Origin of the sequence: Rhodohalobacter sp., from assembly GCF_034521535.1 — a bacterium.
GTDB lineage: Bacteria > Bacteroidota > Rhodothermia > Balneolales > Balneolaceae > Rhodohalobacter.
On record NZ_JAXHMF010000002.1, the window covers coordinates 106,792 to 121,562 of the forward strand.

General features: G+C 41.6%; 11 protein-coding genes. 4 read left to right on the plus strand and 7 right to left on the minus strand.

What is annotated here, in order from left to right:
- From U5K35_RS02755 to U5K35_RS02785, 7 genes are all read right to left on the minus strand, one after another.
- A complete protein-coding gene (locus tag U5K35_RS02755) occupies positions 1-1,395 on the minus strand; it encodes a hemolysin family protein (RefSeq protein ID WP_322569953.1) in 1,395 nt (464 codons plus the stop codon).
- Positions 1,396-1,517: 122 nt separating this feature from the next.
- A complete protein-coding gene (locus U5K35_RS02760) occupies positions 1,518-1,961 on the minus strand; it encodes a single-stranded DNA-binding protein (protein WP_322569954.1) in 444 nt (147 codons plus the stop codon).
- Positions 1,962-2,042: 81 nt separating this feature from the next.
- Positions 2,043-2,789 (minus strand): 2,3,4,5-tetrahydropyridine-2,6-dicarboxylate N-succinyltransferase, encoded by a 747-nt coding sequence (locus tag U5K35_RS02765; protein ID WP_322569955.1) that lies wholly within the window; start codon positions 2,787-2,789, stop codon positions 2,043-2,045.
- Position 2,790: 1 nt separating this feature from the next.
- Entirely contained in the window at positions 2,791-3,672 is an 882-nt protein-coding gene (gene dapA, locus U5K35_RS02770; RefSeq protein ID WP_322569956.1) for a 4-hydroxy-tetrahydrodipicolinate synthase, read from the minus strand.
- On the minus strand, positions 3,669-4,340 hold the full coding sequence (locus tag U5K35_RS02775; RefSeq protein WP_322569957.1) for a dihydrodipicolinate reductase C-terminal domain-containing protein: 672 nt from the start codon (positions 4,338-4,340) through the stop codon (positions 3,669-3,671). The genes dapA and U5K35_RS02775 overlap by 4 nt, the downstream gene beginning before the upstream one ends.
- Positions 4,341-4,349: 9 nt before the next feature.
- A complete protein-coding gene (gene lysC, locus U5K35_RS02780) occupies positions 4,350-5,696 on the minus strand; it encodes a lysine-sensitive aspartokinase 3 (RefSeq protein WP_322569958.1) in 1,347 nt (448 codons plus the stop codon).
- 419 nt (positions 5,697-6,115) lie between these two features.
- A complete protein-coding gene (locus U5K35_RS02785; protein WP_322569959.1) occupies positions 6,116-6,766 on the minus strand; it encodes a hypothetical protein in 651 nt (216 codons plus the stop codon).
- 43 nt (positions 6,767-6,809) lie between these two features.
- On the opposite strand from U5K35_RS02785, the gene U5K35_RS02790 reads away from it, so the two are divergent.
- From U5K35_RS02790 to U5K35_RS02805, 4 genes are read left to right on the plus strand one after another with little or no spacing between them, the layout of a single operon-like run.
- A complete protein-coding gene (locus U5K35_RS02790; RefSeq protein WP_322569960.1) occupies positions 6,810-8,393 on the plus strand; it encodes an NFACT RNA binding domain-containing protein in 1,584 nt (527 codons plus the stop codon).
- Positions 8,393-8,944: a shikimate kinase gene (locus U5K35_RS02795; protein WP_322569961.1), complete on the plus strand. Its 552-nt coding sequence runs from the start codon at positions 8,393-8,395 to the stop codon at positions 8,942-8,944. The genes U5K35_RS02790 and U5K35_RS02795 overlap by 1 nt, the downstream gene beginning before the upstream one ends.
- Entirely contained in the window at positions 8,922-10,013 is a 1,092-nt protein-coding gene (aroB, locus tag U5K35_RS02800; protein WP_322569962.1) for a 3-dehydroquinate synthase, read from the plus strand. Before U5K35_RS02795 ends, aroB begins: the two co-directional genes overlap by 23 nt.
- Positions 10,014-10,043: 30 nt before the next feature.
- A complete protein-coding gene (locus U5K35_RS02805) occupies positions 10,044-14,765 on the plus strand; it encodes a hypothetical protein (RefSeq protein ID WP_322569963.1) in 4,722 nt (1,573 codons plus the stop codon).
- The last annotated feature ends 6 nt before the right edge of the window (positions 14,766-14,771 follow it).

A 14,771-nucleotide genomic window follows, 5' to 3' on the forward strand; every position in this document is an offset into this window, starting at 1 on the left:
TTATGCTTCTGTCTTCGTCTTTTCAGACGGCATTAATTTTATCCGAAGCTTTTTCACTCTGTTATTTTTGACCGAATGAACCGTCATTTCCAGATTTTTATAAATCATTCGTTCACCTACATTAGGTATACGCTCCGTCAAGTGATATACCAAACCTCCTAACGTCTCAAATTCATCATCATCGGATGATATAGACGTATTCAAAATTTCATCCAGATCGTCGAGATCAATTTTGGCATCAAAAATATAGACACCGTTCTTAAATCTTGTGTACAGCTTTTCTTCCTGGTCATCATACTCATCCCCAATATCCCCGACAATCTCCTCGAGAATATCATCCAGAGTTACGAGTCCTTCCGTGCCGCCATATTCATCAACAACTATAGCGATGTGCGTCTTTTCATGCTGAAAATCTCTCAGCAGATCATCCAATTTTTTTGTGGCCGGAATAAACAGGGCTTTCCGGGCAATGGTTTTCCAGTTAATCAACTGCTCACCCATTTCCGAATTGATATAAGGAAGCACATCTTTGGAGTAGATGACGCCTGAAATATTATCCAGGTCATTTTCAAAGAGTGGCATACGAGACAATCCTTTTTCCTGTATAAGCTGAATCACTTCTTCCAAACTGTTATTTACAGGCACGGCAACAATATTTACGCGGGAAGTCATTATTTCGCGAACGGTAATATTACCGAATTCAATCACATTTTCGATGATTTCACGTTCGTCTCCCTTCAAGGACCCCTCTTGTTCACTCATCTCGGCCATCGTTTTTAAATCCTGAGCCGTCATTTTGTTATTAGGCTTTGGTAGGGTTTTTTCCAGACTCATCGTACTTTCGGCAATGATTTTAGCTACCGGTTTAAAAAGAATAAAGTGAGTATATACAAATCCCACCATTCTGCGACTCACCTTCAATGGACTATTAATCGCAATTACCTTTGGTGTAATTTCACTCAAAATCAAAATCGTAAAGGTTAGGACAATGATTTCAACAGAGTAAACAATCACCTCAGAAAAGCCATAATAAGCAGCTATTTTTCCCGTGATAACTGCCGCCAAAACTGAACTGACAATGTTGGCAAAAGTATTGCCAATAAGTATCGTGGCAAGAAGCCGGCGTGGCTTCTGCAACATTTTCAAAATTTTGGAATCCTTCGAGCCGTATTCACCTCCCCCTGGCTTCAGCTGATCGATCTGATTGACCAATGAGAAAAACGCGACTTCAGAACCTGAATAAAGAGCACTGAAAAATAGCCCGATTAGCATCAGGGTTAACTCGATAGAAATTTCAGTAAAGCTCAGATACTCCAATTGTGGCCCTGCATTAAGTAAAATCTGATTGGAAATAAATTGTATCGGATGACTGGGAGGTTCGTCGATCGTATCCAAAAAACAGTACTTAATTAATGATTAGTTGATATCAATAAAACAATATGAATAAAAAAAGGTGACGATCAAAAAGATCATCACCTTAAAAGTACGAAATGTTGGATCAATTAACCTGACCGGAATTAAAACGGCAGATCATCGTCCATATCGTCAAAAGAGTCGTCCAGATCTACTGAAGCTTTGGCCGGCTTGCTTCCACCGGAATTCTGCGGAGCACCACCGCCGCCCTGATCACCACGGCTGTCTAACATCTGCATGTTAAACGCTTTTATTTCTGTAGTATATCTCTTTTGACCTTCTTTGTCTTCCCAGTCTCGGGTTTCAAGTTTGCCTTCAAAATATACCAAAGAACCTTTTTTAAGATACTCCTGGCAAATCTCAGCGAGTCGATTCCAAACTACAACACGATGCCATTCGGTCTTCTCCTGAAGTTCTCCGTTTCTGTCTTTGTACCTGTCGGTAGTTGCTACACTCATATTCGCAACAGCTGCGTTGGATTGAGTATATCTCACATCGGGATCAGCTCCCAATCGTCCGATTATCATAACTTTGTTTAATGAACTCATAATTAGTCACTCATTTTTTGTTAACGTTCTATCTATAAGAACAGAATTTTTTGCGTCCCTTACAGAATTTCTTAAAAAAATTTATCTCAATGCGCTTTCAAGCTCCAAAGATGCATCACTTCCTTCATCCCTATACTTAATAATAACAGGGCAATAAGCAGACAATCCCTGCTGCCGTGCCCACTCATTTTTTATTGGCCTTGAGCCCGGTATCACAACTGCGTTTTCCGGTATGGGTGATCCTTTTCCAAGCAGTTTCTCATTCACACAGTCATAAACGGGAACAGATTTTGACAATGTAACGCCGGGAGCAATTACCGCTCCTCTTTTAACTAAAATTCCTTCTACAATTACAGATCCAGCACCTACAAAACAGTCATCTTCAATCACAACAGGGCTTAATCCCACCGGCTCGAGTACACCGCCAATTTGTACACCTGCCGAAAGATGTACGTTTTTTCCAATCTGAGCGCATGATCCGACAAGCGCGTGACTATCAATCATAGTTCCTTCATCAACGTAGGCACCAATATTTATATACGCGGGCGGCATGATAATCACCCCTTGAGAAACATATGCACCGCGACGTACTGAGGAACCGCCCGGCACCAGGCGGACGCCGTCTTCTGCTTCAAACATTCTTGGTGGAATATTGTGTTTATCAACAAAACCGTCATAAATCCCGCCATAGTTGACATTATTTCCCTCCTTGAAGGCGGCCAAAATAGCTTCTTTCACTTCAATATTGGCACTCCACGTCTCGCCATTCTTTTCAGCGGCCCTGACTGTTCCTTCTTCAAGTTGATCTAAAACTTCTTCCCAATTCATATCAATTATTAATTTTTTGATACCAGTTTATAATTTCTTCGTCAGCTTGTTTTAGCTGGTCTAAATTTTTTAACTCTTTTTCCGTGAGCGGTGATCTCAGCGCTGAACTTTCAATGATTCCTTTTTGATGCAATAAAACTTTAACCGGAACCGGATTTGGTGCAGAGAACAGAGCATTAATAGCACGCTTCCAAACTGGAAATAATGAGTCCGTTTCTCCTGACAAACAGAGTTCAACATATCTGGCTGTTTCTTCAGGCCACACATTTGAAGAAACAGAAACCAAACCTGAGCAACCGGCCACTGCAAAAAAAGGCAGTAGTCCGTCGTCTCCACTAAACATAGTTGAATTAGGCACCATTTCCCTAAACCTCTGATAATCAGCTATACTGCCACTAGCCTCTTTAATTGACCAAAATTTTGAGTGACCGGACAGCTCTTTGATCACTTGCGGGGGAATCTCCACGCCGGTGCGGGATGGAATGTTGTAAATCATACATGGTTTTTCAGCCACGTCCATCAAATCCAAAAACCAGTTCTTCAACCCAACGGGCCCGGGCTTTGAATACAACGGTGCAACGAGCAGAAATGCATCCACTTTGTCATTACAGTATTGAATCCATGCTTTCTGGTTTTCAATTTGGAAACCGCCCACACCCGCCATTACCGGTACTGAAAGATCCAGCTTTGACGAAAAATCAATGATCTCTTTTTTTTCATCATTATTGAGGGCCAAGCCTTCCCCCGTACTTCCAATCAGGAGGATTCCGTTGCCGGCCGACTCCTGCCTTTTGATCAGTTTTTCGAGGTCACCCAAATGAATATCTCCCGATTGTTTCATTGGAGTGATCAGTGCAGTCCAAAGCTGGGTGTTGATCATCATAATTTTGAAAATGCTTGGTCAAATATTGACGAAAACGGATAGACTCCCGGTTCTATTTGGGAATTTTCAAGCAAGTACTCTGCTGTCCAAATGGCTCCCTCAGCAAAAAGTTTCCTGCTGTGAGCTTCGTGCTTCAGATAAATAGATTCGTTATCGGTTTGAAGATGCAGGTTATGAACTCCTTTCACGTCTCCCTGTCTGTCAGACGAAATTGAGGCGTTACGTCCCAACCACTTTTTCCAGGAGAGGGCCGTGCCGCTTGGAGCATCTTTTTTATGAACGTGGTGTACTTCATGAATATGATATTCGGGATCTTTTAAGAATTCTCCGCCCTTACCTAAAATATTCAGTGCTTTTCGAATAAGGTTCATCCCTAAGCTAAAGTTGGCACCTATTACCCATCTTGCGTTTGCTTCTTTTACCTGATCGGGTAATTTTTCAGGCCACGAATAACCGGTTGTGCCCCAAACAGCCGGAATTCCGGATTCCAAAACCACTTTACTCACTTCTTCTGCAGCTTCGCCGGGTACAAAAATGATGGCGATGTCTGTCTCCTTTAACTTGTCAGCTGTAATATTGCTTTTTGAGTCAAAACATACGGCTTGCTTACCCAAAAGTTCTGCTACTTCACTTCCCGTTTTTCCTGTCCCAATTACGGATACTTTCATGATGTTTTATTAAATAAATCGTTGATGTAATTTTTGAACCACTTCCTCAGCACTTTGCTGATCTACCAAAAAACAGAGATTATGAGAACTGGCTCCATGGCATATCAACCGAACATTTATGCCTTCCAAAGAACTAAAAACCGGTCCGCTCAATCCTGAAGTAGTATGCAGGTTATTCCCAATTAATGCAATCAGTGAGAGGTTCTCCTGAATTTCAACTTCGCAGAATGTTTTTAATTCGCTTATTACATTTCTTGGCAGAAAATCTTTGCCCGGTGTGCCGGCATTCGTATCCAGCGTAAGTGAAACACTCACTTCACTGGTAGTTACAAGGTCTACACTTATTTTGTGATTCGACAGAACCTGAAACAGACGAGCCAGAAAACCGTGCCGGTGAAGCATATCGAGACTGTGTACCGTAAGCAAGGTTTGATTTCTTCGTAAACTGATTGCACGAATCGATGGCTTCTCTTTCGTGTTTTTCATGATCCATGTACCGGGGAGATGCGGTTCCATACTTGAACCGACATATACACGGATATTTTTTCGGATAGCCGGAACCATCGTAGCCGGATGCAGTACTTTTGCGCCAAATACGGAAAGCTCGGCAGCCTCATCGAAACTGATTTCTGTTATTGGTTTCGCCTCTTTTACAATTCTTGGATCGGTTGTGTAAACAGCCGTTACATCTGTCCAGATCTCCAGCACATCTGCATTGATCGCTTCTGCAAAAAGAGCGGCTGAGTAGTCGCTTCCTCCTCGCCCAAGTGTAGTTGTAACTCCACTTTTTGTTCGCCCGATAAATCCTTGAGTTACGAAGCAGCTGTCCTTCAAATGCGGAACAATTCTGGTTTCAGCATTTTTCTCAATTGTTTCTATTTCAGGTTCTGCTGAACCGTGATTATGATCAGTTTGAATGATCTCACGCGCATCAAGCCATTCCACCTTATCCCCGATCGATTCTCTCAGTACATAAGAGAAAATTGTGGAAGATATAAGTTCACCGAAAGAGAGTACTTCATCGGCATATTGTAAAGTTGCTGCTTTGGATGATGTAACTTTTTCTTCAAGGTCATTGATCAACTGATCAACGCGTGCTTTGGCTTCTTCCTCAAACGTCAGATGGCCGCAAATTTCATAGTGCTTCTCTCTAATCTGATTTATAATCTCAATCTTTTCACCCGAATCTTTGACACCAATGAGAGTTGTAAGGAGATTGGTTGTGCCGGAAGTTGCACTAACCACAATGATTTTTTTATCGCTGTCCGATTTTACAATGTTGGCACAGCGGCTCATGGCTTCGTAATTGGCCATGCTGGTACCGCCAAATTTTGCAACTTTAATCAAGTCTGGCATTTGTTAGATTTCATATTTTTGTGGGTGCGAATATAGCAATTTGAAACTCATAATTCACCAGGTTAATAGAGCATCGTATCTTCAAAACAATTTCAATATTGAAATGTTCCGGCAGTAACACTTGTTATATCTTCTAACACAAAACTCTTCTTTTCAAAACTATAGATTTGAATAAAAGATTTTGTATTTTGTTCGACTTAGAAAGATGGCGGTGTTAGTTAGATATCGCTCTTGGAACAAGAAGTTTAATTAAATCAACCGGGTGATAATTCATGCCAAGCGGAAAGAAAAGAAAACGATCTAAAATTGCTAAGCACAAACGGAAAAAGCGACTGCGCAAAAACCGTCATAAGAAGAAAAAGTAAGCTATTTGCTTAAAGTAGAAATTATGGGCACTCATCGAAGTGCCCTTTTTTATTTTATGCAGCTACGACAGATACACTGCTGTCTGCAATTTTGATAATTCGATTGGCCTTATACAGAAGATGAGTCAATTTCCGGCTCACAAATTCATTCACCTCATTCAGACTCTCAAGGTTTGTCATCGGAAATTGAAAATAAGAGATCAGATTGATCGCAGTGAGATATTTTCCGTGTGAATCTCCATCAATTTCGAGATGCCATCGTGTAATAATATCGTCGCTAATAAGAAGTTCATTAACTTCTTTACTGACACGGTCCATCCACTCACTTGCTTTTTCAATGCGATAATTGGTGTCTCCGTTGGTTTGATTTGGCTGACTTTTACGCTCATCAAAATGCCAGACCAATTCAACATCAATCGATGGTGATATATTTACCTCGGTGAGATGTTTTTCTTTCAGCATTGGATGTTTATCCGTACCGTTCAGCTGATTTGCAAGATTTGCTTCACGAAAACTATCCCAATCGAAATTAATGTCTAGTCTTTTGAGATGATTTGTAGAATCTTTCAGATCAATAACGATCTCCAGGCCCGCTGCATTGATTCTGGATTCTTCCCAAGTTTTGAATTTGACAACGTTAATATTTCTCTTGTTCAGCAGGCTATTTATTTTGTTTACTACCGATTGAAAAATAGGATATTGCATAATCGTACTCTTTCAGGTTTAGTCAACTATTTCTCTCGCTCGAATGAATAACTTTTACGCTTTAATATATCTATCAAAGGAGTTAAATCCCAAATTTACAGGACGTAAATTTGAATTCAGTTACTCTCCGCACAAAGATGTTTGGGAGGGATACTTCAGTTCAGAAAAAAGTACAGACCGGCTCATATTTAGCTCAAATCCGTCTGAGACGGCTATTTTTGCTGATAAATTTCGCGGGGCAAAAAAATCAAATGTCACTGAATTTTTTGATCGAATAAAAGATCAGAAAATTTTAACAATTGATCTGGCCGAACAAGACCGAATTCTCTCTATTATATTTGATGGTGGAGCAAAGCTGGTATTTCAGGTTTTTGGCAATAAACCGAACGTCTTTTTAGTCGAAGAAGGGACCATTACTGAATCCTTTAAGGGAAGTGATGAACTGCTGGGAAAATCTGAACCGACTCCCCGGCCGCCAAAGGAGAAATCCTTTCCGGATAAGGAACTGTCGGCAAAGCGGACGATCCTCCATTTTTATCCGGCTTTTCCACGACACCTTGTACAGCCGATTATTGAGCATTTCGATTTAGAAAATAAATCGATGGAGGCCGCCAAAAAAACTGCTGATCTATTGGTTGATGCAATGCTAAATCGAGCGGAGTTCAGAGTATTAAAGGATGGCAATCTCTGTCTGATCCCCGAGGATTTATTACCGATTGAAAATATGGAGACGTTTGACAGCGTAAACGACGCCATTCGGTTTGCCTACTACAAAACATCCAGAGAGCGTCGACTTTCATCCCGTATTCAAACCTTTAAACCTAAACTGGAAGAAACTCTGAAGCGGAATGAATCAACAATCGAGCAGCTCGAGAATGCAGAGAAAGGTCTGGAGCGAGCCGAAAAGTATGAAGAATACGGACACTTGCTGATGTCTCACGCTCACGAAAAAGTTGATCAGGGAACAGAGTCTATCACGGTTCAAAATTTTTATGATGACAATGAGCCCGTTGACATTCCCCTAAAACCAAATCTGACCATTGCAGAGAATGCCCAGCGATACTACGATAAGTCGGCAAAAGCCGTTCGAAGTGTTGAAGAATCAAAAAACAGACTGAAAAAACTTAAAAAAGAGACGAAGAGCCTGAAGTCCATCATTCGATCTTTTAATGAAATTGAAAAAATTTACGAGTTTGACGACTGGTATAAAGAGAACGAAGAAGAGCTAAAGCGACTCGGCGTTCTTTCAAAAGCCAAACAAGTTACATCTCTCCCCTACAAGAGAAAATCAATTGACGGTTATGAAGTTTGGATTGGGAAAAATGCAAAAAGTAACGATCGGCTGACAACCGACGCTCATAAAGAGGATGTTTGGTTACACGCTCGTGGTGTTTCCGGATCGCACGTGGTTATTCGTATGAATAATCAAAAAGAGATGCCGCCAAAACATGTGATTTTGAAAGCAGCTGCCATGGCTGCCTGGAACTCAAAGGCTAAAGGGAGTAAACTGGCGCCGGTGATTGTTACAAAACGAAAATACGTTACGAAACCGAAAGGTTCGGCCACAGGTGCCGTAAGAGTACAGCGAGAAGAAGTAGAAATGGTAACACCACAAAAGGATTTTTAATGATTGACAACCTGCTAACTCAACCTCTTTTTCTGTGCGGGATGATGGGATCCGGAAAGTCCACCATTGGAAAAACTCTCGCACAGAAACTCTCTGTACCCTTTCACGATCTGGATCATCTAATTATAAAGAAGAGCGGTAAAAGTATACCTGAAATTTTTGAACGTGAGGGCGAAGAAAGCTTCAGACAAATTGAAAAAGATCTGATCATTCAGTTTTCTCAAACTGCAGATGGAATTATCGCTCTCGGTGGAGGAACTCTTCAAAATCAACAGATTACAGACCATGTAAAGCTGAACGGCTGGCTCGTATTTCTGGATTGTAAACCCGATACTCTTTACAATCGGTTGAAAGACAGTTCCGATCGGCCTATGATATCAAGCTTGAGTGAAGAAGAATTAAAATTAAAAATCACCACTTTACTTGATGATCGCATGAAGTTTTATGAGCAGGCTCACTTCAGCGTTGAGTGCAGAGACAAAGATGTTGACACTATTTTGGAAGAACTGATTCAAAAACTAAAATTTTATGAACAAAAATATAGAGGTTAAAACTTCTCAACAGTCGTACCGGGCTATTGTGGGAGAAGAAATTTTTGAGGAGCAGATCAAAGAAATTTCTGACTCTTTTCAAGGGGATATTAATTTTTTACTGGTTGATGAGAATGTTGAAAAACATCACTCAGATATAATTGATCGTGCTTTTGAAGCTACAGAAAAAAAGTTCTTCCTGATGTCTGTCCCCGAGGGAGAAAAAAGTAAATCGATCTCTTTCTGGAAAACCTGTGTAGAATTCCTGCTGGAAAACGGTGTGCGCCGCAATACTCCCGTTTTTGTAATGGGTGGCGGCGTAACGGGAGACGTTGGCGGTTTTGCTGCTGCATCGGCCCTTCGCGGAGTTCCGCTCATTCATATCCCAACCACTGTTTTGGCGATGGTAGACAGTTCAATCGGAGGAAAAACCGGAGTCAATCATTCAACCGGGAAGAATTTGATCGGAGCTTTTTATCAACCCAAAAAAGTAGTTGCCGACATTGCGTTTCTGGATTCACTGCCGCGAAATGAATGGACTAACGGGCTCAGTGAAATTTTAAAATACGGTGCAATTGAAAGAGCTGATATTTTTGATAGAGCCACATTTTTCCTGGAAGATGACATTTCAAATATTTCTCATGATCAACTTATAAATCTTATTGCAGACTGTATTCAAATTAAGGCGGATATTGTAGAAAAAGATGAGTTTGAAGGGAACATTCGAGCCTATTTAAACTTTGGACATACGTTTGCTCATGCTCTCGAAAAAGCTTGCGGTTATCAGTCCATCAGTCATGGTGAAGCCGTTTATCTGGGTATGTTGGCCGCTATCGATCTTTCCAACCGCGTTGGCGCTAATTTGAAACCTGATAAACTTCTAAAGTACAGATCATTATACCGTTACAGAGTATCAAAAGATCAGTTATCTTTAGATGATTTGATGAATCACATGAAATTCGATAAAAAACGTACCAATCAGCACATTCGGTTCGTTCTGCTCAAAGAGTGGCAGTCTCCCATTCTTAAAGAAGTGGCGTCAGAAAAGCTTATTCATCAAGCCTGGCAAACAGCTCTACAAGAAATCTGAACTTTTACTTTTTAAACCCTCATTACATCTTTGATTTACCGGTGGATATATAACATCTGGAGATTTCTTTTAATCTCTGTTTCCATAACAGTGGGAGTTGCTCTCTCTTTACTGATAATTATAATAGGCGTAGCACAGCTGCCACAGTCTAAAGATTATTTAAAAACTCAAATTGAGAGTACTTTCAAGGAGCAGTTTGAGGGATCGCTTTCCATCAACTCGGTGGAGGGATTTTTGCCGTTTCAAATCAACTTTACCGGCGGACAATTTTATGCCGGCGGCGACCTTTCGCACCCGGCAATTTCTTTCGAAAATGCCAGGGTGGATATTAACTGGTGGGATCTGCTTCAGAAAAACCTGACGGTTGATTCCTTTGAGCTTCAGGAACCGGCAATACATATTTCGCGCAATGAAGAGGGCTTGAATATCGCCCAAATATTCGTTCAACGAACTACAGAAGAAACTTCTCCTGAAACAAGCGAAGATTTTGATTCGGTTGATGATATCAGAATTTTTGATGAAATCAATCTTTACGCCCCCCGATTGTCTATTGTAAATGGGTCCATACTTACAGCTTCCGGTATTACACTGCCCGAGAATCTCCATTTACCAAATTCACTGAACATATCGAACTTGAATGCAGATCTTTTTCTTGAGATTACAGATTCTCAGCTTTTCGCGGATATCTCAAATTTTAGTGCCACACTACCCGATACTCCCTATCAATTTGTAAGAATCGAAGGACAGTTTTACAATGATGATCGCTTTTTCGAAGTGAATGGACTGAATATCAGCACTGCAGAAAGTGAGCTCGATTTGAGTTTTGAAGCACAACCCGTTTCTCTGTTCAGGCAAAATCGATCCTTAAGAGAACAGTTTTTAGATGCTGAATATCGCACTACCATTAACACTGCGAATTTCTCCAATACTTTTGTGCGGCTCTTTGTACCTCAATTCCCGAATCTTGACGAGGATTTAAGTTTTGAAGCACAGGCGGAAGGAACGGCTGAAAACTTTTTCATCGACCGCTTTCAGGCTCTTTTGGGTGAGTCTGCAGTAATCGCCACAGCCACGGTTAAAAACATGTTTACGGACGAAATCAACTACGAGGCACAGGTGGAAAATATCGTCCTACAGCCCGATCAGTTCCAGTGGATTTCTGACAACTATTTAAACCGGTTTGACACTGAACTCTATCAGAATGCAATCATTCGCGGCGACCTTTTCGGCAATTTACAAGAAACCGGTGGCGATTTAAGTGTAGAAACAGAAGCCGGATCGCTGATGCTCAATCTTTTTATGAATCACAGAGAAGATTCTGGTTATGAACTGCTTGCTGAACTTGATTCATTAAATATATCGCCAATCCTGAAAGACACTCTTTTAACCACTCGGCTGAACGGACGAATTGCCCTGGCCGGATCAGGTTTCGATAAAAATGCTGCTCTCAATGCCTCAGTTGATTTTTCCGGAAGCACAATCCGTGATCTTGATTTTCAGCAAATTGTCGGTGAAGCGGATTACTCAAATGAGCAACTCAACTACTCAGTTCAACTCGGGGATGAGTTTGGATCGCTTCAGGCAGAAGGCCGGTACCTTGAGAATGCAGATTATCCGGAGTTTAGTGTAGAAGGTTCCATCCAGAATTTTAATTTTGCTACATACACAAACTACTTCGAAACGGATGAAACAGACTTTAACGCAACATTTTCCGGTCTAATTAGGGGAGATAACATAGACACGGCACACGGACGAATCAGCGTAGAAGTGGACCGTTTTATCTCAGGCACCGATACACTTCGTTCACACCAGTTATATGCCGATCTCAGTCCGCCTAACCAGCAGCCACGAGTGTTACGATTTACCAGCTCTTTCTTTGATGGAGTAATTGAGGGAACCATAGCGCCAACTACTATTCAAGGATTTGCAGCGTACTGGAACAGCTATCTTCAGGAGAGAATCCGCAGAGAAGTACTCTTCGACCGGGATTTTGTATTGGCTGACATAGAGTTTAATGAAGAATCCTTTGAATATCCGGAACTTGATCTTTCTCTTCAGCTATCCGTAAAAGATCTTAACCTTTTGAGACACTATCTGCCTGATCTTCCGGAACTGGAAAGCAATGCAAGGCTTACCGCATCACTCAATGCCTCCGATAGTTCACTACTCATGTCGGGAACACTCTTTGAAGAAAACTTTCAGTCCGGTAACGTAAGCGCTAGAAATTTAAATACGTCCCTTTCAGCTGAGTTCAATTACGGAGAATCGATTCGCGATTTCGGAAATCTGGATCTCCAGGTTAACAGCGGTGAGATTACCGTAAACGAGATGACTTTTTTAGATAGTTATCTTAATTTTTCGATGAGAAATGATTCACTCCAGTTGCAGCAACAATTTGTACGAGATGACAATATCGAAATCCAGTCAACCCTGAACGGGGCACTGAGCCCGGGACAATTTGAAGTAACCATAAATGATCTTCTTATTGGAACACCTCAATACAACTGGCGTTCTGATGGTACCTCTCAATTTATCTATACAGATAACAATAAACTCACATTAAACGATGTGCGTCTCACAAGTGACCAGGGTCTGTTTGAGATAGACGGTACATTAAGCGATGCCTTCGAAGATTCCGTTGACATCAGGATTGATAATTTCGACCTGTCCAGAATATCTGATCTGATAGGCGGACGAATCTCCTTTTCAGGTATCCTGAACGGTGAGTTTATCACACGCTCGTTAACACAAATACCAAGCATTCAGGGTAACGTCAATATTGAAGAAGCAAGAGTTAATGGACGGCTGATCGGAGATGTAGATTTAAACAGCGATTTTAATTCCGATGAAAACAGATTCGATACAAACGTTCGCGTATTTACCGATCCGGAAAAATACTCCGACTATATTGAATCAAATGATGGTATTGGCCAGGATCTCAGGCTTAACGGTTATATAAAAATTCCGGATGAACAAACCGATCCTGATGCTGAACTCTTCTACTTTGATGCCGATTTACGTGAAATTGACCTTTGGATTGTGGAATTCATTGTACCCAATATTGTTGCGTCTATGCAGGGACGAGGCGTGGGAACAGGATTTATTTCGGGTAACAGAACGGATTTCGACTTTAATTCAGATTTTTCTGTGGAGGAAGCGGAAGGCACACCATTCTTTACCAATGTTGATTACAAGCTTGGGGGAGAAATAAACTTCAACAAGAGTGATGGGCTTACATTTACTGATGTCCGATTAACTGATCACCGTGGCGGTACGGGAAGATTAACCGGTGTAGTTGACCTTAATAATTTTCAACCGGGCACAACCATGGACTTAACGATTGATCTGAACAATCTACAGTTCATGAATAACTCTTACGACCCCGATGTGCCTTTTTATGGAAGTATGTATGGCACAGGCCAGGCTCAAATCACCGGATCAAATACCAGTCCGTTTCTTAGAACTAACGGCGCGGTTTCAATCTCACCCGACTCCAGAATATCCGTTCCACTTCAGGAAGAGACCGAATTTGAACAGGACCGACGATTTATCCGGTTTGTTGACACATTTGACCTATCCATACTTGAGGAAAGGTTACGGCAGCAGGCAGAAGAAGATGGAGAAAACGGCTCCACTCCCGAAGAGCTGACGTTTATAGAGCTTTTCACCATGGATATGCAGTTTACCGCTGACAATCCAATCAACGTTCAGATGATTTTCGACCCCGTTACTAACGAAATTCTAAATGCAAACGGTACCGGACAGGTTCGCATTCTCCTCGAAGATCAAGACGTGAGCATGTTTGGCCGGTTCAATATTCAGGGCGGTGATTATCAATTTGTTAGTGGAGATATATTTACTCGCAGATTTACGCTGGAAGAAGGCGGTTCGATTAGCTGGCAGGGAGACTTAATAGACGCCGGCCTGGACGTAACCGCAATTTACCGTGCGCGGCCAGTTATCTCTACTCTCCTCTCATCCAACGCGGCTTCAGCCACTCCGGAAAGCGGACAACGAATACCTATTGAATTGGTTCTGCAAATTGGCGGAACCATTACCCAGGTTCAAAACGAATTTTTCTTCAGAGCCCCTTCAGGTATAGATGGTACTATTGATCCTACGCTGGCAACCCAGATCAATAATCTGAACCAGAATGAACAGGAAAAATTAATACAAGCAACCAGTATTCTTTTAAGCGGTAACTTTATTCCGTCGAGCCAGGCACAGGGCTTAAGTCTGGGAGAAGGGTTTTCGGGAACAGCGGCCGTTGTAAACCCACTGCTCTCGAGTCAGGTTATTAATCCGCTTCTGTCAAATCAGATAAATTCCCTTCTCAGAAGTGATATTACCTTCGATATAGATTTAAACCTCACCGCTTTCAATGAAGTGGATTTAGGAGTAGCTTTGCGTTTGTTCGATGATCGTGTGATTTTACGGCGCGAAGGACAAATAACCGGTGAACAGAGTGATATTGGAGATTTAGGTGCTACGTACAGAATAAATCGTACCTTCTCCCTTACGGCTTTTCACAGGCAGGATCCTACTTTAAGCTACACAAGCAGTGTAGAAAGCCGGCAGACGCAGGAAATGAACGGCGTCGGTCTCGAAGCCCAGGTACAGTTTAATACCTGGCAACAGTTCAAAAAGCGTATATCGAACGCTTTCAGAGGTTTATTCGGTTTAAACAAAAGGGATGACGAATCGGAAAGTTCAGAAAATAATACAGGCGATTCAATTACAGAAAATAATTAGTTAACA